15 protein-coding genes are annotated in these 25128 nt (G+C 42.6%); 2 read left to right on the top strand and 13 right to left on the bottom strand.

What is annotated here, in order from left to right:
* Positions 1-884 precede the first annotated feature (884 nt).
* The 8 genes from ACKTT9_RS03020 to ACKTT9_RS02985 form a co-directional block, all read right to left on the bottom strand.
* The gene (locus ACKTT9_RS03020) at positions 885-2531 is read right to left on the bottom strand and encodes a patatin-like phospholipase family protein (protein ID WP_407870440.1); all 1647 of its coding nucleotides are present in this window, start codon (positions 2529-2531) and stop codon (positions 885-887) included.
* A 1052-nt stretch (positions 2532-3583) separates the two neighbouring features.
* A complete protein-coding gene (locus tag ACKTT9_RS03015; protein WP_407872948.1) occupies positions 3584-4084 on the bottom strand; it encodes a nuclease domain-containing protein in 501 nt (166 codons plus the stop codon).
* A gap of 50 nt (positions 4085-4134) precedes the next feature.
* Entirely contained in the window at positions 4135-4485 is a 351-nt protein-coding gene (locus ACKTT9_RS03010) for a DUF2357 domain-containing protein (protein WP_407870439.1), read from the bottom strand.
* A gap of 222 nt (positions 4486-4707) precedes the next feature.
* Positions 4708-7863, bottom strand: coding sequence for a type I restriction endonuclease subunit R (locus ACKTT9_RS03005; RefSeq protein ID WP_407870438.1), 3156 nt, complete (start codon positions 7861-7863; stop codon positions 4708-4710).
* Position 7864: 1 nt separating this feature from the next.
* Entirely contained in the window at positions 7865-8878 is a 1014-nt protein-coding gene (locus tag ACKTT9_RS03000) for an SIR2 family protein (protein WP_407870437.1), read from the bottom strand.
* 2 nt (positions 8879-8880) lie between these two features.
* Entirely contained in the window at positions 8881-10287 is a 1407-nt protein-coding gene (locus ACKTT9_RS02995; RefSeq protein WP_407870436.1) for a restriction endonuclease subunit S, read from the bottom strand.
* Entirely contained in the window at positions 10277-11983 is a 1707-nt protein-coding gene (locus ACKTT9_RS02990) for a type I restriction-modification system subunit M (RefSeq protein ID WP_407870435.1), read from the bottom strand. The genes ACKTT9_RS02995 and ACKTT9_RS02990 overlap by 11 nt, the downstream gene beginning before the upstream one ends.
* Positions 11984-12923: 940 nt before the next feature.
* Complete coding sequence (locus tag ACKTT9_RS02985) at positions 12924-13079, bottom strand: hypothetical protein (RefSeq protein WP_407870434.1); 156 nt, start codon at positions 13077-13079, stop codon at positions 12924-12926.
* 168 nt (positions 13080-13247) lie between these two features.
* Between ACKTT9_RS02985 and xerC the strand changes: the two genes are divergently transcribed.
* Positions 13248-14603, top strand: coding sequence for a tyrosine recombinase XerC (gene xerC / locus ACKTT9_RS02980; protein ID WP_407870433.1), 1356 nt, complete (start codon positions 13248-13250; stop codon positions 14601-14603).
* 34 nt (positions 14604-14637) lie between these two features.
* On the opposite strand, the gene rlmD is transcribed toward xerC, so the two are convergent.
* The 4 genes from rlmD to ACKTT9_RS02960 all read right to left on the bottom strand — a co-directional run bounded on the left by rlmD (position 14638) and on the right by ACKTT9_RS02960 (position 18482).
* Entirely contained in the window at positions 14638-16203 is a 1566-nt protein-coding gene (gene rlmD / locus ACKTT9_RS02975) for a 23S rRNA (uracil(1939)-C(5))-methyltransferase RlmD (protein ID WP_407870432.1), read from the bottom strand.
* Positions 16204-16254: 51 nt separating this feature from the next.
* Positions 16255-17259 carry a diacylglycerol kinase gene (locus tag ACKTT9_RS02970; protein ID WP_157317282.1) on the bottom strand — a complete coding sequence of 335 codons (1005 nt, stop codon included), beginning with the start codon at positions 17257-17259 and terminating at the stop codon, positions 16255-16257.
* 17 nt (positions 17260-17276) lie between these two features.
* Positions 17277-18044, bottom strand: a complete 768-nt coding sequence (locus ACKTT9_RS02965; RefSeq protein ID WP_407870431.1) for a sirohydrochlorin chelatase — start codon at positions 18042-18044, stop codon at positions 17277-17279.
* A 147-nt stretch (positions 18045-18191) separates the two neighbouring features.
* Entirely contained in the window at positions 18192-18482 is a 291-nt protein-coding gene (locus ACKTT9_RS02960) for a YerC/YecD family TrpR-related protein (RefSeq protein WP_079414635.1), read from the bottom strand.
* Between the two features lie 235 nt (positions 18483-18717).
* On the opposite strand from ACKTT9_RS02960, the gene ACKTT9_RS02955 reads away from it, so the two are divergent.
* Positions 18718-19398 carry an aminotransferase gene (locus ACKTT9_RS02955; protein WP_407870430.1) on the top strand — a complete coding sequence of 227 codons (681 nt, stop codon included), beginning with the start codon at positions 18718-18720 and terminating at the stop codon, positions 19396-19398.
* A 268-nt stretch (positions 19399-19666) separates the two neighbouring features.
* Here ACKTT9_RS02955 and ACKTT9_RS02950 read toward each other — a convergent pair whose 3' ends face one another.
* Positions 19667-25102 (bottom strand): S-layer homology domain-containing protein, encoded by a 5436-nt coding sequence (locus tag ACKTT9_RS02950; RefSeq protein WP_407870429.1) that lies wholly within the window; start codon positions 25100-25102, stop codon positions 19667-19669.
* Positions 25103-25128: the final 26 nt, after the last annotated feature.

Here is a 25128-nt window from a genome sequence, read left to right as displayed (position 1 = left end):
TCAACAATAACTGGACCAATCCTCCAAAATTTCCTTATATACCGGTAAACCATACATTTCGGCTGCAAAAAAACGGCTTTGATGATAATGACTTAAAGACAGAAAAATGAAAAAGACGTTGGGTCGCCAGGACCAGCTTCTTTCTAAGTTCTTTAATCTTTACATCATCATTCATATTTTTACGGCAACCAACTGCGAACTCCCTTATTACACTCTTACTTAAGAATTCGTATTGGCCTACGATCCCTTATATATTAAGGCTTGGCGCTCTTAGTTTCATTTTGTTCAGAACAAATAAACCTTTGCTAAAAAACAGCCCTCAAACCCGCTATGCACCGTTTCACAAAACATATCCTATACCACGATAAACATCATACTCCTGGGGATAGAAGAGGAGTATTCCCGAACTGCACATCCAATCCTATAAGAGGCCCATGAATAAAATTCATGGACCTCCTTAATTTTCTGTATTTAAACAATTACTTATTTTTAGAATTCTCAATTTGGGATATTAGGGGTGCGGATCATAATTCAACGACCCTAAATATTCCAGATTGTTTCTATTATTTTGTTCCTCAACTGCCGGTGAATTGTATATAAGTCGAAACCTTCTGTCATAAGCTCTAACTCCATATCTGAACGTACCGCAATCGCATAATTAAGGACCTTATCTTATAAACCCGTTCATTCAATACAAATGACCATCGCAATTAAGACGGCCATTTGTATTAGACCCGATAATTGCTTGGGTAATTGGAAAACATCTTTATTTGGGTATATAGAGTGCAGACATATTTGCGATACATACCCTGAAATAATTTTGTATCGTTCGGATGACTCACGGAGTAAATAGTATAGTAACCGAAATATTAGTAGATACTCATCTATCCTCTTTTCGATTTTCTCGGCCAATGATATGAAGTTCTTTTCTTAAAGTTAATCCCAAAGACTAGTAAAGCAACAATTATTAAAACAGAAAAGATAAATACGATTGGACTATGACTTAATGTATAAGAACCTACTCCAATAACAAAAAACACCGCAAATAAAATTGTTAACCATAATAAAAATACTCCGAGTCCATGAAGAATTTTCAATAGAATGCTGTCAGCTTTTCGGCTGAAACTATCACCCAAAGATTTCCTTACAATAAAAATAAAAAGTAAAATATAACTAATTAAAAAAATAATCAGACCTATGCTTAAAATTGTTTCATTTTCAACTCTAAACTTACTCTTAACCATCCCTTGTATTAATGCAAAATTAAATAGATAAATTAAGCCTATTGCAAAAGTAATTATACTTATAAAAAAATCACGCCAAAGTTCTATTAAACCTTCAATTTTTGCTAACCACCCTTTAGTTCGAAACAATAGATTGCCATCTGTTCTAGAGAGAGTAGAACCTGATTTAAGAACCCTTAGAAGGTACTCATCCTCAACTTTGGTTACCTCATTCTCAATATCTTGAAATATGTAAGATTTCTTGTCGAGGCTTGGGCAACTTTTAAAGTACTTTGCAGTAACGTGATAACCAAAAAAGCATAAGGTTTTTGATTCAAACCTATGAAAGTTATCCAAATCAGTTCTTATTCTAGAAAGATTGTCACTTAATGCTTTTGGCAATTCTTCAACATTATCTTCTATACTAATATAAAGCTTCTCATTCGCTGGGATCTTATCTAAAAGTAGCTTTCGGCAAAACACAAGTGAAGCATCGAACCCTCTTTTAAGTACAGACAATCTTCTTCTGGGTACGTGATCATCTAATAAAAGTGGTCTTGATGCATCTGAGATTATCATAAAATCTACCTTTTCTTGTTGTAGTGCATATATACCCAAGTTATCAAAAACTCCACCGTCAACCAATTTTATATTATCTAGGCACTCGAAATTAACATAATTAAATAACCCAGGTACGGCTGATGATGCTGCCACTGCATCACTTAATTTAACTCGATTATATTCATAACCAATAATCCCTTTCGAGTTCGAACCTGACACTTCATATTGCCCCATTTGATGCGGAGAAAAAAACCAATGTTGACCGTTATTCAAAGATGTTGCATTAATAATTAAATTTGGAGCAATTCCATAACTATCTTGTAATTGCGTCATTTCCATATCTGAATTATAGAAGTATTTATTATAAAAATTACTTAACACTTTTTCACGTCCCTTACACAAAGAGAGTGTTTCATACCAAGGATTTAAAAACAATTTCCCTCGTATATTCTTATCTACGGCTAAAACAAATTTTTCTTCTACGCATTGCACAACTTTAATGTAGTCTGTATTACTCAACTTGCCTTCTTTAGAACTTATTTCTTTTAATAATTCTTGGTAAAATAATGCTCCGATTATTGAGCCACCAGAAACAGTTGAAATTACTTTAACATGTCTAAGAACACCCAACTGTGCTAATCTTGCTAACACTCCTAAATGAAAAAAAGATGCTCTAAATCCTCCACCTGAAAGAGCAAGACCTAGTTTTTCTTTTGCTTTTAGTTGACTTACTGATAATTGCTCCATACAATCTCCACTTCTTTTGAATACTTTAATATCGAGTTCCTGAAAAATATTAGTATCTGTAATATAAATTCAACGAATTAATCTAAAATCCTCCAAAATATAACAAAATATCTCAGTAAGTATCTCAGAAATTTTTAATAAAGTTCATATAAATATAGTAATTATACTGCTGTGTCCGCCATCGTCTATTCAATTTCATACCCTATGAAATAAAGTTTGTCTCGCTTTCACGATCCTGTTATTATTAATCGTTTCGCGTATAATTATAGTCCTACTATGAATCGCCCATTTTCTCATTCAACTTTTTATAGTATTCAGTCTAGTAACAAAGTTTATATAGGCCAAGGACAGGATTGGGAAAAGCTTTAGTGTGAGATATCATCCGGTGCCGCGGTAAAAATCCTACGCCTCTAACCAATCGCTTATAATTACCCTGGCGAAAAGAAAAAAAGAGTGAGATCCGGGTTCCTCAGATCTCACTCTTTTTACTTATGGGGGACATCATGACTTTTCATATGACAACCATCACAATAGACATCCTCGTGCCAATTCAAGGTGTCATCACCAAACATTCGCCGAGAGGCCCCGGACAATATAGACACTCGCAGAACGTTTTATTAATCGATATCTGAAGCAACCACGACTGATAACGTGTAGGATTATATTTCCCATTAGATGAATTGAGCATTGAGGAAACTGAAAACATGGTCATCGATATTCCAGCACACCACGGAGCATTTAAAACAATTCCATTCTAATCTTCTTCAACAAGATAGTCTCAGAGCTCGAAAGGATGCTGTCCGTGCACTCCCTGTTATGGAATCTTTACTGCGGGGGATTGTCGTAAAAAATTGGTCGCACTTTTAATGTCGTCTTCATCAGTAATATTGTTCGGGGTAAGCCTATAATCGTGAAAGACCGTTTATCTATATGGAAACACCTCCACGATCTTTATCCTGATATTCGCCATGGGAATCCGGATATCGCCTCGCTTACATGGGATGAGTTGGTTGGTTTATTCTCTCAGATTTAACAATTTTCATTTCATTAAATTAACGATGTCTCGAGAACGCTTGTAGCCAATTTTGCATTTGTTCTATAGTAACTATTCCAGCATTGCGTAAAATATCTACGATATCTCTAGCACAAACTATGATTACTGGATGTGAATCTCGATATTTCGGATCCAAAATATAAAGCCGATCACCTGCTTCGATCACAATGTCAGGCTTCATTTGTTGTGTGAACGTATAAAAATGAGATGAATTATATTGATACACTCGTTGATAATATAAGCTCATTCCATTGGTTAGCTTGACTACACTCTCGTTATGTTCTAAGAAATTGAGAAACAACCCATTCTGATTTGTCTTGAATATTCCGGTACTATCTTTGAGCAACCCCTTCTCTCGAAAAACCTTCACTAACTGCATGTAGCACCATATTTCATAGAGTGCATAAGTCTCTTTTAATGGATAACTATATTGAAACCCTATCCGTTCATTTCCATGCTTATACAAGAGATCGAACCATTGATAGCACTGGCGATACACGGGACGCTTGCGAAATACTTGAGAAATACGGATTGTGCCTTGATGAGGCGTCACTGCTTGAAAAAGGGATCTCTTAACCAATATCCCAAATGATCTGCAAATGCCTCTGTTTTTTGCGTACGTTCATCCTGTCGAATTTTCGCATAAAGCTTTAATAAATGCCTAAGCTCAATAAGCTGCCTTTTTATCAATCTATTCTCATAGGTGTTGAAACTATCCTCTCGAATTGTATATCTTATCATCTCCGGAATGTTACCAGACAAACTCCGGCCAATATATCTCTCCAGCCACCCCATTGTCTGAGTATCCAGCGTCTTGATGTGCTCTCGCCTCATATGTTGTTCTTGAGCAAAAAGCATTCGAGTGGGCTGCTCGAGTATACGCTTCACAACACTTTTCAATGTGTCTCCAGACTAAGCTTGGAGACGCTGCTAATGATCATTAATATTATTTTATGTTAACGTTCTACGAATACTAAAAGTTACTGTCGGGAGACTGAGAAAATAGTAATTTGGATTTCGTCAAAGAAAGAATCGGGTATTTGCTATAATAGCAAATACCCGATTATCTTTTTCTGAGTTTTTTATAAAAGTTTCCCAAATATAAGGCGACGGAGGAAAGCATCATTTACTCCATTCGTTGCTAAGAATTTCTGCTTGTTTCATTACAAGTTCAATGGCTTCAGGAGCTTTATCTGGTGGATACTTATACTTTTGAAGAGTGCGACGCACTAGAATTTTTAATTTAGCCCGTACGCTCTCACGAACCTGCCAATCAACAGTAGTGGACTGACGCAGTTTCTCTGTAATTTCCACAGCGATCTTTTTCAGTGTCTCATCACCGAGCATACGCACTGCGCTTTCGTTGTTTGCTAGTGCATCATAAAAAGCCACCTCGTCAGGTTTTAACCCTAGCTCAGCTTCTCTAGTCATTTCAGCTTGAAAATCTTTTGCCATTTGAATTAGTTCTTCAATGATTTGAGCCGTTTCAATTGCGCGGTTATTATACTTACGCAATGTCTCCTGCAAACGGTCTGCGAACTTTTTCTCCTGTACAACGTTGTTACGGGCTTTAGACTTGATACTGTCTTTAAGTAGTTTTTCTAATAATTCAACTGCCAAGTTTCGATGTGGCATCTGGCGAACATCTTCCAGAAATTCATCAGAAAGCAGGCCGATATTTGGTTTTTCAAGACCACAAAGGGAAAATACATCTGCTACTCCTTCCGCCACCACAGCATTATCAATAATCTGTTTAAGTGCCGAGTTTTTTTCCTCTAAGGTGCGTTTGTTATCTACTGAGGTGAACTTATTAATAGCTGCTTTGATAGCTGAATAAAAAGCAATTTCTTTACGAAGCTCTTTTGCTTCATCAAGGGTACTACAGAGTGAAAAGGCTTTTGTTGCAGACAATACCAAATCAAGAAACCGCTTTTTGCCATCTTTCAGACCTAGTACATAGTTAGCGGCATGTACTAAAAGTTTGTGAGCCTCAGTTTCAAACCTACTAAGGTTAATTCCATCACTTTGAGGCGTTTTGCTAAACATGCCACGGATAGCATCCATTTTTTCAGCAAAGATGGCATAGGCCTCTTCCGCTCGAATCGTCGGCACGCCTTTTCCCTTCGAGTCGGTATAAATTTTTAAAGCCTGCTTTAATTCATTTGCAATACCAATGTAATCCACGACCAAGCCACCCGGTTTGTTTTTAAACACCCGATTCACTCGTGCAATGGCCTGCATAAGGTTATGACCCTTCATTGGCTTATCAACATACATCGTATGGCAGCAAGGCGCATCAAAACCAGTCAGCCACATGTCGCGTACAATTACGAGTTTAAGAGGGTCAGTGACATCTTTAAAGCGTTTTTCCAGACGTTTCTTGGTCTGTTTATTGTAGATATGAGGCTGTAACAAAGGTTTATCTGAAGCCGACCCTGTCATAACAATTTTAATGGTACCTTTCTCAGGATCGGGATCATGCCATTCTGGTCGAAGGATAATAATTTCATTGTATAAATGCGCACAAATATCACGGCTCATTGCAACAATCATTCCTTTACCTACCATAGATTCGGTTCTTTCTTCGAAGTGAGCCACTAAATCGGCAGCTACTTGTTTCAAGCGTGGTGTAGCACCAACTAACTTCTCAAGGCGGCTCCACTCGCCTTTGGTTTTTTCACGATTAGCAGTGTCCTCTTCATCTTCGACTATCTCATCAACTCGCTCTGATAAGGCATTAATCTCAGTATGATTAAGATCTAGTTTGGCAAGACGAGATTCATAGTAGATAGGTACAGTTGCTCCATCATCTACAGCATCTTGAATGTCGTAGATGGACACATAGTCACCAAAAACCGCGCGGGTATCTTTGTCCTCCTGAGAAATGGGAGTACCGGTAAAACCAATGAAAGAAGCATTTTTCAATGCATCACGCATGTGCTTGGCATAACCGAACTTGTACTCGCCATTTTTAGTTAAAACAGCTTTCAAACCATATTGGCTACGGTGAGCCTCATCTGAAATTACCACAATATTATGGCGACCATTCAGAAGAGGATGTTCCGTTTCTCCTTCAAATATGGCAAACTTTTGAACCGTGGTAAAAATAATGCCACCTGATTCACGCTCAGCTAATAACTGACGTAATTCGTCACGATCATTAGCTTTTACAGGCATTTGTTTTAAGAGCTCCTGTGCGTTACAAAAAGTCGCATAGAGTTGTCCATCCAGATCATTTCTGTCTGTAACTACTACAATTGTCGGATTATCCATCTCCGTTTGCTGCAGCAGTTTCCCCGCGTAACAGCACATCGAGATACTCTTCCCTGATCCTTGTGTATGCCAGACAACACCGGCTTTTTTACACCCTGGAACAATCTCTTTTCCGTAGGTTGCTCTTGTTTCTTCAATTATATCTTCTGCGGGCTTTTTAGCAGCAATCAAAGTTGCCTTAATAGCTTCACGAACGGCGTGGAACTGGTGGTAGCCTGCAATCTTTTTAATAATCTTTTCGCCGTCTGCCTCGAACAACACAAAGAAGCGTATGTAATCCAAAAAGAGTTCACGGTCGAAAAAACCACGCACTAAAGTTTCTAACTGCCATTCTAGTATCGGCTTATCGTCCTCTTGTTTGATTGTACGCCAGGGCTGGAAGCGTTCTTGAATCGCTGTTAATGATCCAATACATGCGGTGTAACCATCGCTTATCACCAAAGCTTCATTAAAAATAAATAGATCGGCAATTTCATCCTTGTAGGTTTGTAGCTGATTATATGCATCCCATATATCAGTGTTTTCATCACTTGGACTTTTTAGTTCCAGTACCGCAAAGGGAATGCCGTTAATAAAGCAAACGACATCCGGGCGGCGTGGCTGTTTTGTACCAGTAATGGTGAACTGATTTACAGCAGCAAATCTGTTTTGGTCGACATGATCAAAATCAACTAAAAATGCATGATCATATATAAGGCAATCATCACGCTTATATTCAACAGGAATTCCTTCTAGCAAGAATCGATGGAAATTACGATTATTAGTCACTAGATCTAAGGTTTCCGGATTCTTCAATTTTATCAAGACTTGCTCATAGCAATCTGATGGCAAGTGATTGTTAATGCGAGAAAATGAGGCTTTCAAGTCAGATTCGAGCAGAACTTGGCCATAGTCATTTCGCATGGGGTAATCACCATCTTGAGCAATATCTGGCCCATGCAAGATATCCCAACCATTTTCTCTGAACCATTCTAGACAGAGGTCTTCTAATTGTTCTTCGTTCATATTAGTTTACTCCCTCTGCTAATTTTTCTAACAACGCTTCGATACAGTCATTGTGATCATCTGAGTACCAAATTGGATAAATATTTGCTGCTGCCAAAACGTCGCGACGTGTTAAACGTTCGTCTTCATTTCTAAGCTGAAGAAGGGCATAGTGTCTTGGAACATTTTCACTACCTTTTCGTTGAACAATGTTTGTTAGAGCTTGTATTGTCCTATCGACAGATAAACTACACCCAATGAAAAGTAATGTTCTATTGCTTATGGCCTCGATTACATTTTCCAAGAAAGATTGATTAGAATAATGTTGCTCGTACTCAGATTTTGTAAAAATGCGGTGTCGTGATGAATCTGCTTCGCCATGAAGCTTAACTAAAACACGCTTGTTTTCACCTAATTCTCGAGGCAAGTACTGCGCATCTGCACCTAGCAGTTCTTTATCAAAGCAAAGTGCAATATTAGCATAGCACTCAGAAATAATTGAATCGAAATTAGTGGTAATCACTGCATTTTTAAAAAGATAGGGCAAACGTTGAACTGGACCTGTAATTTCTCTCTTTGTACCGAATTCATTTTCAACTTGTTCAAGAAAATAACCATTTGGCAGATTATCAAACAATATCTGAGCAGCGTCCTCATATAATCCATCTGTAATGAGTGCATCAAAATCAGATTTGGAGATGCGTGTTTCACTAAGAACTCTATATAAAAAACCTGTCCAGCTTGCATAACCACTCGGTATTGATAAACCTGCACCAACGAATGGTATAATTGCGCCACGTTGGTGGATTTCCTTAAGCTTTCTAAATCTGCCTTCGTTATCATACCGAGATAATATTTCGTCAGCACGAGATAAGTTTTCTTCTTGTCTCTGTTGTAGCCATTCATTAAAAGCTAATTGATAACCCTCCCCCCCTAGATCCCTAAGAATCATGTCCCGGTAAAAAGTATGCCCAGCAATTTTCACTTCTCCTTGTTCGTTTAAGAAGTCATGAAATTGTAATTTTAAATAGTCCATAATTAATACCCCTCATCAATTAATTCAATTTCGCCAGATAGAAGTTTGGGTAAAAGAGAATCCTTTAATTGTGAGAGAGTCTTAGACTCAAGGATATTCTGTTCGATATGAGAATAAATAGACTTCACTTGGTTAGTATACTTTTCTACTATTTCATGCTTTGGTACTACAACAGGTATTGAATTGAAGCTTTTTTTGCTAATTTCAGCAAAAGTAGTACCACTTGCTCTTTGTTTAATTTCATCCATTTGAAAATTGCACCACTGTAAAACAAACTCAGGTGATAATGTTTTATTACATTTCATTGCTATGAAGCCTTGATTTATAGCTAAAGGTACTTTTGTAATGGCAAGGTAACCTACCGGAGCTCGAGAGGACATTAAAACTGTATTAACTGGAAGTAACCCAGAACTGATTCTTCTTAGGCCCTCCTCTGTAATTTTTCTTTCAGTTTCTATCAGAACTTTTTCTCTTAAACTAGACATATCTTTTGGAGTTGCCCAGTGAAAGCTTCCGTCATCCCAGAACTCATTATTTTTCGTAGATGGTGTACCTCCACCGACAGCCGTAACTTCATTACCAATTTCAGAAATCTTCCAACCCTCTGGTATATTTCCCAAATCAGATTTTTGCATGGAAGAAGGGAATAACGCTGCTGTCTTAGCAAGCTTTTCGTAAGCTTTAGGTTGTTGTTGTTGCAGTTGAGTTAGTGCCAACTCATCCTTACCAGAAATCTCGCACATAGCTGCTTGTTCAGCTTCATTCTCAGAACCGCCAGCTTCCAACACTGCAATTTTTGCTTTTACAGGGTCAAAATTGACAAACCAACTTTCAAAAATTATTTGAGCGATAGATTCTAAGGTTTGGCTGATTTGGATGTTGAGTTTGATTTTATCATCCAAAGCCCTTAGCTTTTTAGAAATTTCTTTTTGAATATATAAAGGTGGAACTTTTATTTCTGCCTTGCGAAAGTCTTTTAAGACAATTCTTGGAATAGCAGCACCAGAAATAAAGTTATTTTTTAGATATTCAATGACTTGTTTAGAGCTAAAGTAGTATTTTAGAAAATCAGAATCTAATTTTTCTTTATAAGGTCTTAGTATTGCAACTGAAGATAACATTACAACGTTAAGCGGTTCATCGACGGTACAAACTGTATCTAACGCAGTGTTACCATCTTTAGCGATAAGCACATCACCAACTTCTGGCTGACAACCTTGCTTCACTAGCTTTTCGAAATCCTCATGCGAAATTAGCCTTGCGTCACTTAAATCAACACCAAAATGAGTAAGGTCTTTAACCGAGGCCATAGGTTTTCCATGATCTACCGATTTGGGACTATTGTGAGCACCATCGGTTATCTTTTCACAAACATCACCAAGCGTTAGAACTGGCCAATCAACACTCATAACCTAACTCCTCCATACTCTTTTTAATCTCTGCTGCCAGGCGGTCACTCTCCTCAAACTGGTTTATCAGTTGTTCCGTGAGTTTTGCCATTTTTTCTGGGAAAGGCTCGCCATCGTCTTCTTGCTCGGCTGCGCCAACATATCGCCCTGGGGTGAGGACGTAGTCATTTTTTTGTATATCTTTTAGTTCTGCCGAGTAACAAAAGCCGGGTTGATCTTCATATCCCTTTCCGAATTTCCATTTATGAAAGGTTTTTGTAATTTTACCGATATCCCCTTTTATATCAAAATCACGTAATACACGATCTTTCATATATCCGAGGTTGCGAGCATCGATGAACAAAGTTTTGCAGCTTCGATCAACTTTTCCATTACAACCTCTTTTATTTTTGGTAAGAAACCATATACAAGCCGGGATTTGAGTATTTGTAAAGAGTTGCCCTGGTAAGGCCACCATACACTCGACTAAATCGGCTTCAATCAATGCTTTACGTATCTCGCCTTCATTATTTGTATTGGAGCTCATTGAGCCATTGGCAAGCAAGAGTGCCATTGAACCATTGTCGTTGAGGTGGTGTAGCATGTGTTGTATCCAGGCAAAATTTGCATTGCTTTGTGGCGGTGTACCGTATTTCCAGCGCACATCACCTTCCAACTTTGCATGCCACCAGTCTTTGACATTAAACGGGGGATTAGCCATCACATAGTCTGCCCGCAGATCTGGGTGCTGGTCATCCAGAAAGGAGTCGGCGTTCTTCTTTCCAAAATTAAAGTCAATACCACGGATCGCCATGTTCATCGCTGCTAATTTCCAAGTAGTAGGATTGCTCTCTTGGCCGTAGACAGAAATATTTTTTTTCTGTTCTGCCGCGTTGTATTGCTTCTCATTGGCATGTTCTTCAATGAACTTTTCACTAGACACAAAGAAACCACCTGAGCCCATAGCAGGATCATATACTCGGCCTTTGTATGGTTCGAGCATCTCAACAATTAATGTAACGATACTTTTTGGAGTATAGTACTGGCCACCTTGCTTACCTTCTGCAAGTGCAAACTGTCCAAGGAAATATTCGTAAACATGGCCCAGTATATCCTTGCTATGTAATTCCAGTTTTTGCCCATTATATTCAGGGGTTCTAAAACTAGTATCTGAAAAACTATTGATTAGACCAATCAATTTGTCATTTTCCAATTGGTACTGGCTAATACGGTTAAGAATACCTTTAAGTTTGGAATTAGCTTTTTCAATCTCGTCTAGGGCGTTATCGACTAGCCAAGAGATTGAACGTAATTTTACGTCTTCACCCTGTTCGTTTTGCCAGATTACTGAGCCAATGGGCAAGGTAGCTATATTTTTAAATGTGCTCCAACGTGCTGCTTTTGGCACCCAGAATATATTCTTCTCCTGGTAATATTCAATAAGCTCCAACTCTTCATGGATCGCTTGTTGGTAGTCTTCATCCAATTCGTAGTCATTACGAGGCATGAAATAAATATTGTCGTCATCATCCTGTTGGAACAAAATTTTCAGCTCGTTCTGACGTTCTTCAAACGCGTCTGAGACATATTTTAGAAAAATCAACCCCAGGACAATATGTTTATAGTTGGCGGCATCTAGGTTATTACGCATTTTGTCCGCTGCTTTCCATAGTTTGTCATCAAGCTCTTTTAAAAATTGCTGTTCGGTGTTGTTCATTGGTTAATCCCCTCTTTTATTGGCTAAAATTTTACTTATTAGAATCTTAATCATGCATAAGTATACCTTACAGATCTGAGTGTGGCTGAATCATTTTCTTGACCATACAGCCAAACACTTTTTTCTGTTTTATTGCTACCTTAAGTATAATCTTAACACTTCGCTCAATACTAGCCGCCTAAGTAGCACGATTTTGATGTCCCAGTTTGCATAAAAGAAAACAACTCTTTTTCCGCTTTCAAGTTCTTCTCACACTTCTTCTCAATAGCTTGATTATATATTAGTATATCTTCATTGCTTTGACAGCTAGCTATCAGAAAACGTATGTTCCTATGGATTAAAAGGACACGATTGTCGTTTGGAAATGACACTCGTGCCCAGCGTTTAGTAATTTGATAAACCATATAGATAAGTTAGTCATGATTTAGCACCCCTTTGTGACTAAAGAACTGGTTCTAGGTATCTGGACAATATTCGACAAAATTGGAAGTATTCCTCTTTTAAGCAAACCCATTATTTTAGATCGACATATTTCTGGTTTTCTGCCTTGTAGTCAAAAGTCCACTCCCTGGCTTAAGCCACCACTAGCGGCCGATAAAACCGGGCAAAGTTTCTTCGTTCTCCGAGTCAAAGTGATCCACCTTAAAATCAACGATTACCCAACAATCCTCTTCCTAAAATAGAAAATTGTTCACACCTTCTGGATAAACAGTGTTAACGAATCATGCTATCACGCCATCTGCCTTGCAGCCGCAACTTCCATGCCCGTTCCCTCATCATCATCAACGATTTCTTTAGAATCTTTCTTAAACAGCAGCCTAACTTCATACAGACGCGTCTTTGCTCGCACTGCTCTTTGCGATAAATCGTTATAAAAAGAATAATGGAAATACCCTTGCGGCCCACTATTTTATCTAAATTGTACAAAGTATCGTAAAACTCATTTCTTGCTTGAACCAGCTCCCCTATCCTCTTCCTTATCCAATTCTTCATCAAATATCTCTGGCACTTCCTTAGTGGTAGAGCGATATACCAAAAAAAGTCCTATTCCAAGATAAGCGCCAAAAACAGTGATCATGATATTTTGAATGTTCATCGAAATGCACTCCCTCCCCTTAAATCTTCCTTTCATTAATTAATATTGGCAAAACTAATGTCTAATCATTGTCAGCGAATATACGTTTCCATTTTACTAAAGTATTCTCCGACTTATTAAAGGGAATAATTGCAATAAATATTCCTTTAATTTTGGAGGTCATAAAGTATGGCGAGTTTAGAAAAAAGAGGTAAAAACTCCTGGAGATTAATCGTTAGCGTGGGAAGAGATGCAAAAGGTAAATATATACGTCACAGTAAAACAGTCCATTGCCGAACAAAAAAGGAAGCTGAGATTGAACTTGCAAAATTCGAGGTCGAAGTCCATGCTGGAGCTTACATCGCACCTGAGAAACTAACTCTGCACGCTTTCGTAGATGAGTGGAAAGACAAGTATGCAGTACAAGAACTTGAAAAAAAGACATTATCCATTTACCTCAGAATCTTAAACAAACGAATTCTACCGGCAATTGGACATTTACGGTTAGATCAAGTTAAACCTTTGCATGTCGCTTCCTTAATAAGTGAATTAGGTAAAGAAGGCAACAGACAGGACGGGAAGGATGGTAAGCTTTCTTCCGGAACTATTCAATACGTATATCGCGTTTTGAAAAATATCTTCTCTAGAGCGGTGGAGTGGAGAGTTATTAAATTTAATCCTGTTGCAGATGTAAAGTCGCCCAAGGTCGTATATAAGGAAAGTGAAGTATACGATGAAGATGAAATTCAGCTGATGTTTGAGGTACTAGAAAAAGAAGCTTATCATTGGCGGATGATGATCACCCTTGCTTTAACCACAGGACTTCGCCGCGGCGAATTAGTTGGCCTTGAATGGAAAAATGTTGATTTGGAACAAGGCACGATATACGTAAAACAAAGCATCTCCGATTTCATTAATGGTAATCCGGTTATCAAAGAACCGAAGACAAAAAAATCCACACGAAAAATCAACCTTTCTGATGCTGTTTGGGAAGAACTGAAACAATATCATGAGTACTGTATGCATCAATGGTGTGAATTGAAGAGGACCAGAGATAATGATCATTTCTTCGTTTTCTTTAATCAATATGGCAGAGCATTCTATCCGGAAAGCCCTTATTTATGGTTTCGCGGCTTTCTAAAAAAGCACAATTTAAAATACATCAAATTTCATGATCTGCGCCATACCTCTGCCACTTTACTAATTAACCAAGGTGTCCATGCCAAAATTATTTCTGAACGTCTGGGACATGCCAACATCACGACAACGATGAACATCTACGGTCATGTTTTATCGAAGGCGGATAAAGAAGCTGCAAATAAATTCGATCAGATCATTCCATTTAAAAGCGTAAAGAAGCATAAGAACCCGAACGATTTGTGTACCAATCGTTCGGGTTCTTTTCTTAAGGACTATAACAGTTTATTCAAAATGTGCCCTGTTTTAGGCTTTTTTCTGATGATTTCCGATGATTTTGGTTTAATTGTGTTGTACTTTTACACCAATTTTACCCCAATGGCTAAAAAATCACTGCTGTATAACTAATTTCAGCAAACTGTTGCATCGAAAAAACCCAGTATTAACAAGGCTTTTCAGCATCTGTTTCATTCCTTACAAGCAGCGCAACAGATTCCACATGCACCGTATGCGGAAACATATCCACCGGCGTCACCTCCGCGACGCCGTAGCCCCCATCAACCAGCACGCGCAAGTCGCGAGCCAGTGTCGATGCGCTGCACGACACATAGACGACGCGGTGCGGCTGCAGCTCTAAGATCGTCGCGAGCAGCGCGGCGTCGCAGCCCTTGCGGGGCGGGTCCACCACGATCACGTCGGGGCGAATGCCCTGACGTGTCCACTCGGGGAGGACCAATTCCGCTGGGCCCGCTTCGAAATGCACGTTCGTCATGCCGTTCAACTCGGCATTCTTCCGTGCATCCGCGATCGCCTCTTCGACGATCTCAACGCCGTAGACCTGTCCCGCGCGCTGCGCCAGGAACAGGGAGATCGTCCCGATGCCGCAGTAGGCATCGACGACGACTTCATCGCCGGTCAATCCGGCGTAATCCAAAGCCTTCCCGTACAAGACTTCCGTCTGAACGGGGTTCACTTGAAAGAAGGATCGCGCGGAAATAGCAAATTTCACATCGCCGATATAGTCATAGATGACCTCGCTGCCCCACAGGACGCGAGTCTCATCCCCAAAAATAACATTCGTCTGTTTCACATTAATGTTATGGCAAATGCTCTTCACTGAAGGCAGCGCAGCCCTAATCCCATCAATCCACTCGTCCACACGCGGAATCGTGCTACCGTTGGTCACCAAAACGACCATGATCTCGCCCGTGCGGAAGCCGACTTTGACGACGACATGGCGCAGCAGTCCGGCATTCGTCTCTTCCCGATAAGCGGTAATACCAAGCCGCGCACCGATCTCTTTCACCCGAGCGACAACTTCGTCGTTCGCTTCGTGCTGGATCAGGCACTCCTCCATATCAATGATGCGATGGCTTCCCTGTGCATAAAATCCGCCAATGAGGCCGCCGCGCTCTTCCCCAAAAGGAACCTGCGCCTTGTTCCGGTACCGCCATGGCTCGGACATTCCCAGCGTGGGATGGACAACTATGCCATCAGAAGTTTCCGAGCGCACATCCAGCTTCCCAATCCGCTGCAAATTATCCACAACCTGCTGACGCTTCACACGTAGCTGCGCCTCATAGCTCAGGTGCTGCAGCTGACAGCCGCCGCATTCCTCATAAATGCTGCAAACCGGCATGACCCGCTCCGCACTCTCTTCCACCAATTGCAGCAGCCGCGCATACCCGTACTGCTTCTTCACATGCTCCACCCGCACCAGAGCACGCTCACCTGGTAGCGCACCAGCGACAAAAAGGGTAAAGCCGTTCACACGGCCCACCCCTTCCCCATCATGGCTGATCCCGATGATCTCAGCCTCGTATTCCTGTCCGATCTGCACCGGCAGATCCGCCATCCAGGCCGGCGCCGCTTTGGGCGCAGAATTCCCTACTCTTTGCCCCGTAGAATTCCCTGCTCTTCTTTCCCTAGAACGTTCTGCAGAATTCCCCGCTCTTCGATCTGCAGATTTCCCGTTGGACTTCGTAGCCCTTTTATCTTTTACGCTCATAATACCCTCACTTATCTGTTCTTTCCCTATATAGCAAAAGTGTTCCGTCCACTACTCCCTAGGCTGATGCGGATGATGCCCGTCATGCTCCTCATCCCCGATCCGCTCCTTCAACTGAAACGGCGTCGTCAACGTCTCAATCAGCGTCTTCTTATAAATCGACTGACCGGACTCATCGACGATGATTTGAAGGTGGCTTTTGAGGTTCGTCATGACGCACGGCAGCGTGCCGCCGAATTCGCCATCCAAGTTCAACTGGACGTAGTCCGGAGAATTAATTTCGATATGATTCGTCTGAAAATAAATCAGATTCGGGTCATTCAGATGCTCCCCGCGCAGCGCGAGTGTGACCACTCGGATAAACTCAGCAAGATTGCACTTACGCAGTATCAAAACGTCAAACAATCCGTCATTCATTCGGGCTTCCGGCACGAGCTTCTCGAAGCCACCGACGGAGTTCGTGTTGCCGACAAGGAACATCATCACTTCATCGTGAAACTCGAGATCGCCTGCTTTAACGTACAGTTCGATAGGCTTGAGCCTAGGCAGTTTTTCGAGTCCCTTCATATAATAGGCCAACTGGCCGATCATGGTTTTGAGTTTGCTCGGGACTTCGTACGTCAACTCGGTCATCGAGCCTCCACCGGCAATATTAATGAAGTAGCGGTTGTTGATTTTGCCTACATCAATATCTGTACTGTACTGCTGGATGATCAGGTCGCATGCCTGCTCCAGGTTCTTGGGAATGCCAAGCGCGCGGGCAAAATCGTTGGTCGTCCCCAGCGGCAAAATGCCGAGCGGCGGCCGCCCCTCTTTCTCGGCCATACCGTTCACGACTTCGCACAGCGTGCCGTCTCCGCCAGCGGCGATAATGAGATCAAAGCCACGGTTCACAGCTTCAGCCGCGGCAAGCGTGGCATCCCCTTCACCGATTGTTGCGTGAGCAGATGTTTCGAAGCCGCCGCGCTCTAGGCGCTGAAGAACTTCTGGCAGGCGTTTCTTCATTTCTTCCCGGCCGGAAGTCGGGTTATAGATCAGTCTTGCTCTTTTGACCATTGTGTCTCATCACCTGTTCACCGTCTCGAATTTGCGGAAGCGATCTGCTTCTCCATCCATTTGGAAATTAGCGGACTTGGCAGCAGCGCCCGTCCATTATATATATATGCAAATCCCTTCAATCGGGAAGGGATTACTTGTCTCGTGAAATAGCCCTCACTCAGAAAAAGCGGCGCCACAATAACAGCATGTCCAGGCTTCTTCACGGCCCACTCTGTCATCTTGGCATGCACTTGATCCGGCAACAGCATGGCAACATCCGCTTCGTCAAAGCCACCCAAAGCTTTCAATCGCTCCGCGAGCTGCTCCAAGCCTTGAAGCCATTTCTGATGAAAGCCCTCTTCTTGGCTTCCGTGCCCAATCAGCAGAAGGATTTCCTGCGTTGGCTCTTCGGACAGTTCCTTGATTTTGGCATACATAATCTCTGCAATTACAGGATCGTCATCAATCGGGGATGTAAAATGAATTCGTGCCTTTATTTCAAAAGGCTCCATGTCCGTTTCCAACAGCGGCACTTCGATAACGCCTAAAGCGTAGCTGATTTCATCGATATGTGTACTCCCAGAAGACACGAACAAGGGAACGACGATGATATCCGTCACACCTTGCGCCTCTAAGCTGTAAATACCGTCTTGAATCAACCGACCTTCCACCAGTTCCAGATAGGAGGCATAGATTGGCATTCCTTCCGGCATATGAACCGCAGATACAGCTTCGTCGACCAGGTCAACCCAGCCTTTATCCCTAGATCCATGGCTTATGACCAGGACACCAACCTTACTCATTATGTTCTCCCCACCCGTTCTATCCATGGCTACAATCCTATGCTAACGAATGTGTTCCCACATGTCAATTGAGCTCTCCATAAACAGGAAAAATCCCGCATTACACTTGGTAATGCAGGATCTTGAATTCTTTTATGATACAAATATTTAACGACCTAAACGATCTAATGTCAATACATAGCCGTCATTACCATAATTCAAGCAGCGCTTAACTCGGGAGATGGTGGCTGTGGATGCGCCCGTTTCCGCTTCGATCTGATTGTACGTGCAGCCTTTGCGCAGCATGCGAGCTACCTCCAGACGCTGGGAAAGCGATTGAATCTCGTTCACGGTGCACAGGTCATCAAAAAAGACGTAGCACTCCTCTATATCCTTAAGGGTCAGTATGGCCTCAAAAAGTTGGTCTATAGCTTTATCATTTAATTTTTTTAATTGCATACGTTATCAACTCCTGGTAGAAATGCATGTTAGCTTATTATAGTAAGCTCCAGAGTATCATTCGACACGCCCGCTTTAAATCCTGCCTTTAGGATTGCGAAACGTTAAAATTTCTATGCGTTAATGAGCTGAATTGTGACAAATATCTAGGACCCGTGACATTCGTCCATACCAATGATAGGCAAGTGACATATCCTGTAGGAGACAAATCTGATAAAAAGGATCGTGAATCCCAGTGACTAACCCTAGACAAATCATTGGTAATGGCGGTAACCGTCCTGAAGTGCATACAAGAAGCCTCACCACTTTACCTCCGCAAATTGGTGATGATCGCGCATTCGGCCAGTATCCAGGCTTAGGCGGCGGCAATCCGTTCTCGGATTTCTCTCAAGGCGGAGGGTTCCCTACTCCTTTCCAAGGAGGCGGCGATTTCTTCGGAGGCAATGCCGGCGGTGGCGGTGGATTTTTTGGCGGCGGTGGTAACACCGGTGGTGGTGGTGGCGGCTTCTTCGGAGGCGGCGGCGGAAATGCCGGTGCCACAGGAGGAGGCGGTGGCGGTGGTGGCAATTTCCTCAGCAACCTCCTTGGGGGTGGCGGTGGTGGCGCTGCAACTGGCGGAAGCTCCAACCCGCTGAGCGGCCTCAACATGAAGCAAATCTCCGGCTTCGTTGAGCGGATGGGTGGCATCGATGGCATCCTCGGCACGATGGGCAAGGTTCAGAAGTTCATGTCCAGCTTCCAGCAAATGGCTCCGATGGTGAAAACGATTTTTGGCGCTCTCGGCAAAGGTAAAGTCGCCTCGGGAGATTCGGTTGAGGTATTCAGACCGAAACGCAAACGCCGTAAGAAATCTGGGACTGCCCGCAGACGCAAAGGCGGTTCCAAATCCGGAACAGCGAAGCGCAAACGCAGATAATCGGATGATAAGGGAACTCCATTCCCTTATTTAGGGGGAACGTGGAGTTTCACTGGTCGAACGGGAACTACAGGCTCTTATTTCGCCACCTTCGCCACAAAACCTGCCCAGATAAGCTAATTAGCGGACCCCAGTTCCCTCTCCCCCGCTAGTAGAGCTGTTTCGAGCAGAATAGCGCCCTGTAGTTCCTCTTCACCTGCCCACTAGAGAGACTCTGTGAGCAAAAAAAGGCTCCCCGTCTTTTCAGACGAAGGAGCCTTTTTTATTTCTACTTTTTCAACACTCTAAGGATAAGGGTAGATGCTTCCGCGCGCGTTGTTAATCCTTGCGGCTTCAGCGTACCGTCCTCATAACCGTTCATGAACCCTTTGGAGGTTAACGTAGCTACTGCCGCTTGTGCCCACTCAGAAATCGCAGCGTTATCGGAGAAGCTCGTATTCCCTGCCACCTTGTCCAAATGAGCGGCACGAACCATAATTTCCGCCATTTGCTCACGGGTAATGAAATCATCCGGACCAAAGGTTGTATCCGTGTAACCTGTGATAATGCCTTGCGCTGCAGCAGTGGCGATCGCATTCTTCGCCCAGTGGTTCGCTACATCACCAAACTTAGTGCTGCTTCCTTGCTCGTTCAATTTCAGGTATTTCACAATGATTGAAACGAACTCAGCGCGTGTGATGCGGTTTTCCGGTTTAAATGTGCCATCTTCATAGCCGTTAATGGAACCCGCTTTAACTAGTTCTAGAATGTTAGATTCTGCCCAGTGGCCTTTGATGTCTGTCAAATTAATGTTACCAGACTCAGGTTTTGTTTCTTGTTTCGGGTTAGAGATAACGGCAAATTTCGTAAAGTGGGTGACAGAACCGGTTACAGTACCTTTCACTTTATCAACAACAATGTTATCTAATTGAACCCAAGCTTTGGTTGTTTCATTAAACCAGTACAAGCTTACGTCTGACTTTTCTAGATCCACTTTGCTTTTATCATAAGGCAATGTGATTTCGATAGCTTTACTGAATGCACCATCTTTATCTTTCTTAATTTCGAAAACATCACTAATCAGCTTAGATGATGGGTCTACCGGCAGCGAAGCTGCATCGGAAATTTTAGCTACTGTAACCTTAATGTCGCTTGGTATCGCACCTTGTGGAATGACAATCTTAGCGCCTTCCAAAGTTACTGTACCACCGTCCACCGGAATCGTTGATCCCGAAGGAATCGCTGGCGCACTTCCACCACCATTGTCGCTTGATTCTTCTTGATGACTAGTGTTAAATTTCCAAATATCGGATTGAATCGATCCACCATATTGATCTTCGGCGAGAGCGTACCATTGGTAGGTCTTATTTAGAGTAAGGTTCGGCCAAACCACTGTTGCCGTCTGTCCACTCTTCACATTATCCACGCTTCCGATCGTTTTGTTCGTATATACACTGACACCGATATAATCCGTAGCTACGCGTTTAGTTACAGCATCCAGATTCAGATCCAGGCTGAACTCGTCTTTCCCAGGATACTCACTCGGATCATAATAGTTGTAATCGTCCAAATGAGGCGAGTAAGTTTTCATGTTGATTTTGCCGTTTTTCAAATCAAACTGCATCAATCTCATATACCCAAGTCCGCCTTCAGGCGCCCCTTGGTAATCCGCCAACATTTGATACACATTACGGTCTGGGATGCCGTCGTTGTTATCGTCGATTGGATCGACTTTCAACTCAGCGTCGTGATAGTGACCGGATAAAGCGGCAATAACGTTCTTATTCGGCTTAATAACGCGCTCGAACACTTTTTCCGCCATCGGCGCACGGTTATTGGAAACGAGCATGAATTCATGGAAGTTCAGAATCGCTTTGCGGTTCGGATACTTTTTCAACACTTCGTTGATCCAATCAATCTCTTTGTCTCCATATCCCCAGCCCATGTAAACCATGATAAAATCGTTACCATTCGAGGAAACTAAGTCATAGTGGCCGCGGTTGTTATCGTAAGATTCTCCATAGGTTGGTTGGTTTTTGAAACGATCCTCACCAAACCATTTGTCATAATAGCTGTAATCATTGTCTTGGTGGCCTACGTCATGGTTACCTGCAAGCACCCCGTATGGGATTCCTGCCGTCTCCAAAACTTTCATATCTTTGTCAGCTTCAATCCATTGGTACTCTTGATCGGCGTTATCGACGATGTCGCCAGTATGAATGACGTATTTAATTTTGTTGTCTTCTTTGTGATCGGCGATCCATTTCACCATTTTTTGATAGATATATGGATAGCTCTTGGAATAGTACTGGGTATCGGACATCCACACGAAGGAGAAATCATAGTCGGTACTAGGCGCTTGATCCTGAGTAATAGCAATCTCGTCCTGCACCATCACTTGAATTTTCCCGTTATTGGCATAATCGCCAGCTTGAACACTCGCTTTGAGCTCGAAATCCTCGCTGCCAGCGATAACAGTCTTAAGTTGACTCCATTCCAACTTGCTTGGGCTCCAAGCGTACAAAGAAACTTTACGCCCTTCAAGGGACTTCCCTTTCCAGTCAATGACAACTTCGTCTGTACTTTGAATCGCAGGATCTAACGCTATCTCAAAACGTTGGTAAGGAAATTTATCGTTAGCCTCATCGTTGAGATAGTTGCCGTCAACACTGCTAATTTTACTGTAATCTTCAGGCGTCATGGCCGCTTCACTTGCAGGCTTTTCCTGCTTCGGAGGCTCTGTATCCGCCGCGCCACGATAGCCTGTGAAAGTTCCCTGTGTGCTTGCATCGTATTTAAATCCTTGGTTGAACGTAACTTTCAAGTCGTCGTTCATCGGATCACTAACCTTCACACTAAGTGAAGCTGAGTTTTCCAAGCCAAATGCACCTTGACCGGGACCGACTTGGACCGGCATATCCGGTGCCTCGTTAGGCACTTCGAAATGAACGGTGACTTCCTTCACATTCCCCACTTTATCCGTAGCCTTGACGTTGAAAACATGCGCTCCGCCCGGCAGTTGTGCGGATGAAGTAGCCATCGGCAGCGTAACTGGTTGATCGTCTAACAGAGCCTCAACCTTGTCTACACCGGCCAATGCATCCGTTACGTTCGCATCGATGGTGAAGTTACCACGGTACATTTTTTCCTCAATGGAAGGTACCACAACAGGAGCTGTATTATCCACCTTTATGTTGGAAGTAACCGAACCATATGTGGTACTGCTTACTGTAACCTGATGATTGCCGTCACTCACAGAAGTCGTGTTCCAATCATAAGCTTTGGAAGCCAATTGCGTTGACGGAATGACGAAATTGAAATCGATCACTGGCGACAGACCGGAGGAATCCCCGATTTTGATCACCTTGTTCGGATCGCTATATTTCGCGTCATACACAACCGTACCGTCTGCAAAGACAAGACGAACATTCTTCACTTCAAAATTGTCTTTATTTTCTTCCGGACGATCATCGAACGGTGAAGCCTTGGAACCCGCACGAATCTGGAATGCGTTGCTGCCTTCTTTAAGGCGCTCGGCTTTTAATGGAATGGACAATGTTTTATAGCTATTGATTGGATCTTGGAAAATCGAAAGAATTTCCTGCCCTTGGGTAATCCCGTTTTTGAAATAATAGTTCACGCCCATGACTTCAAAAGCGAAGAACGCATCATGCTCCACGGCATGATAAGTCGACTGTGTCAGCTCGCTGCCGTCGATCGCCAGTTTCAGGCTGTCCGGGCTAACACCCTCGCCGGTCCCTTTCAACGCTTTCGTTTGCGAAACGACGTCACCGTCTTTCACATTCAAGCGCAAGCTGGAATGATCTGATCCGCCTTGAATTTGAACACGCTTCGTCTGTGTAATCGTTTCATTCGTGCCGTCAGACGCTGTGAAATAATAATCCAGGTAAGAGTTTCCGATAAGCTCAGGCGAATAAACCATATAATGGTACAACGTATCCGCGAAGCTTTCTTTCAAGTACCTCTTGTTATATTGGGACTGTTTGTCTGTTTTATAGTAGAGCGCTACTGTTTTGAGCGATGTTTCATCTTTAGCCTCTCCGATAATTTCTAGATCTAAGGCTTGATCGAGCGTGCTCTCTTTCGTTAAATCATTAAGCGTAGGCTTAAGAGTATCCGGTGTAACCTTCACCGTCTGTGGTGGCACTTGAACTTGATCTACGGAACCCGGTGTTGCTGCTGCAACGGTCGAGCTGTATTTGATCATCGTTTTGCCGCCGTCAGTCGGATATTTATACAAAATCCCTTTATTAGCCTTTGAATCGCCGTTGATGTAGTAGGCTGTAGAAAGCTCAACACCCGTATTCGTAGCAATCACAAGACCACGGTTGGAGGCGTTCGCCATCCCATCGCTGTGCACGCGCACAAGGTTAGTGCCCTCTACCAGGTTCGTTCCGTAGTTGGCATTGAAGTCAGCTGCGGTCGAATTCCCATTCTGGTTGTTGATAATCCAGAAGACGAGCGTCCCTTTTGAAGGAATGATCATATCTTCTTTGTCCGCAGGCCATGGAACGTCTGCATCCGGACCCGAATCCGTGTAACGGTAGACGACTTTATAGTCTTTGAAGTTAACGGGTTGATCCGTATTGTTATAAACTTCAATGAACTCATAACCGTCCGCTGAGCCCACATTCGTGGAATCCGGTACAACTTCGGTTACCATGAGTGGTGGAACTTTCGAATAGTCGGATTGATCTAGCGTAACATTTACGTTGTAAACGTTCGATCTCACCGTGCTGAAGCCGTCATTCGCTTGAATGTAGTAATTCAATTGACTTTCAGTTAGCTTGTCCTTCGTAATAACAGCTTGATATTGATTGCTGCCCGTTACTGTCATAGGTACGGATTCATAGCTCGTTTGCGATGCCAACTGATAATACACGGCAGCAGATACCGTTTCATTCTGCTCTGTGTTAGCAATCTGAGCTTGCAAGATCAAGTCGTTCTTCTGATCAGCTTGGGCAACCGGCGTGTGGCCGACGACAGGTGGATCAGAGAAGTACAGCGGAACAGGCGGAACCTGAGTAGGGTCGATAGTCCCTGGGGTGGCAGCGGCTGCAGTCGTGTCAGCGCCCGAGCCATACATCACCATGTTCTTCGTTCCATCCGCCGGGAAGCGATAGAAGATCCCTTTTTCCGGTTTCGTTTGTTCATCGTTTTGGTAGCTGGCAACCGAGATATCCGTGCCGTCTTTTTCTTGAATGACCAAATCTCTTGGACTGCTGTTGTGCATACCGCCGCCGCCGTCAACACGGAAAAGGTTCACATTTTCTTGCAGAGTCGTATGGAAGTTCTGATTGAAGTCCGATGCTTGCAGATTTAAATTAATTCCTTTATCCGTATTCATCACCCACAGGACGATGGAGGATTGCGCAGGAATCTTCATGCTTCCATTGGGATTCCCATTCTGATAAGATCCCCAAACGGTGCTCGTTCCGGGATATCGGTACACCAGATTATAATCTTTAAAATCCAGCGTTTTGTTCGTATTGTTATAAACTTCAATAAATTCATAAGCGTCTGAACTGCTGATATTCGCTGTATCCGGAACAAGCTCCGTAATCATCAGCTTAGGCAATTTCGAATAGTCCACCGCGCTGATTTGCGTTTCATCCGCATGTGCCGCCATAGGCATCAGCATGCTGAACATCATCCCAGCTACGGTCGCGCCGGATATCCATCGTTTGAAACTCTTTTTAACCAACTTGATAACGTCCCCTCATCATAAAA

It is taken from the genome of Paenibacillus sp. P36 (genome assembly GCF_045866505.1).
GTDB classification, from domain to species: Bacteria; Bacillota; Bacilli; order Paenibacillales; family NBRC-103111; genus Paenibacillus_E; species Paenibacillus_E chondroitinus.
The sequence above is the reverse complement of the archived record's forward strand: the minus strand, read 5'-3'. Positions and strand labels throughout refer to the sequence as shown.

Bases quoted from the DNA above. Each gene is read 5' to 3' on its own strand.
- ACKTT9_RS03005 (WP_407870438.1), bottom strand. From the start codon at position 7,863: ATGAACGAAGAACAATTAGAAGACCTCTGTCTAGAATGGTTCAGAGAA.
- ACKTT9_RS03000 (WP_407870437.1), bottom strand. From the start codon at position 8,878: ATGGACTATTTAAAATTACAATTTCATGACTTCTTAAACGAACAAGGA.
- ACKTT9_RS02990 (WP_407870435.1), bottom strand. From the start codon at position 11,983: ATGAACAACACCGAACAGCAATTTTTAAAAGAGCTTGATGACAAACTA.
- rlmD (WP_407870432.1), bottom strand. From the start codon at position 16,203: ATGAGCGTAAAAGATAAAAGGGCTACGAAGTCCAACGGGAAATCTGCA.
- ACKTT9_RS02965 (WP_407870431.1), bottom strand. From the start codon at position 18,044: ATGAGTAAGGTTGGTGTCCTGGTCATAAGCCATGGATCTAGGGATAAA.
- xerC (WP_407870433.1), top strand. From the start codon at position 13,248: ATGGCGAGTTTAGAAAAAAGAGGTAAAAACTCCTGGAGATTAATCGTT.
- ACKTT9_RS02970 (WP_157317282.1), bottom strand. From the start codon at position 17,259: ATGGTCAAAAGAGCAAGACTGATCTATAACCCGACTTCCGGCCGGGAA.
- ACKTT9_RS03020 (WP_407870440.1), bottom strand. From the start codon at position 2,531: ATGGAGCAATTATCAGTAAGTCAACTAAAAGCAAAAGAAAAACTAGGT.
- ACKTT9_RS02985 (WP_407870434.1), bottom strand. From the start codon at position 13,079: ATGAACATTCAAAATATCATGATCACTGTTTTTGGCGCTTATCTTGGA.
- ACKTT9_RS02960 (WP_079414635.1), bottom strand. From the start codon at position 18,482: ATGCAATTAAAAAAATTAAATGATAAAGCTATAGACCAACTTTTTGAG.
- ACKTT9_RS02995 (WP_407870436.1), bottom strand. From the start codon at position 10,287: ATGAGTGTTGATTGGCCAGTTCTAACGCTTGGTGATGTTTGTGAAAAG.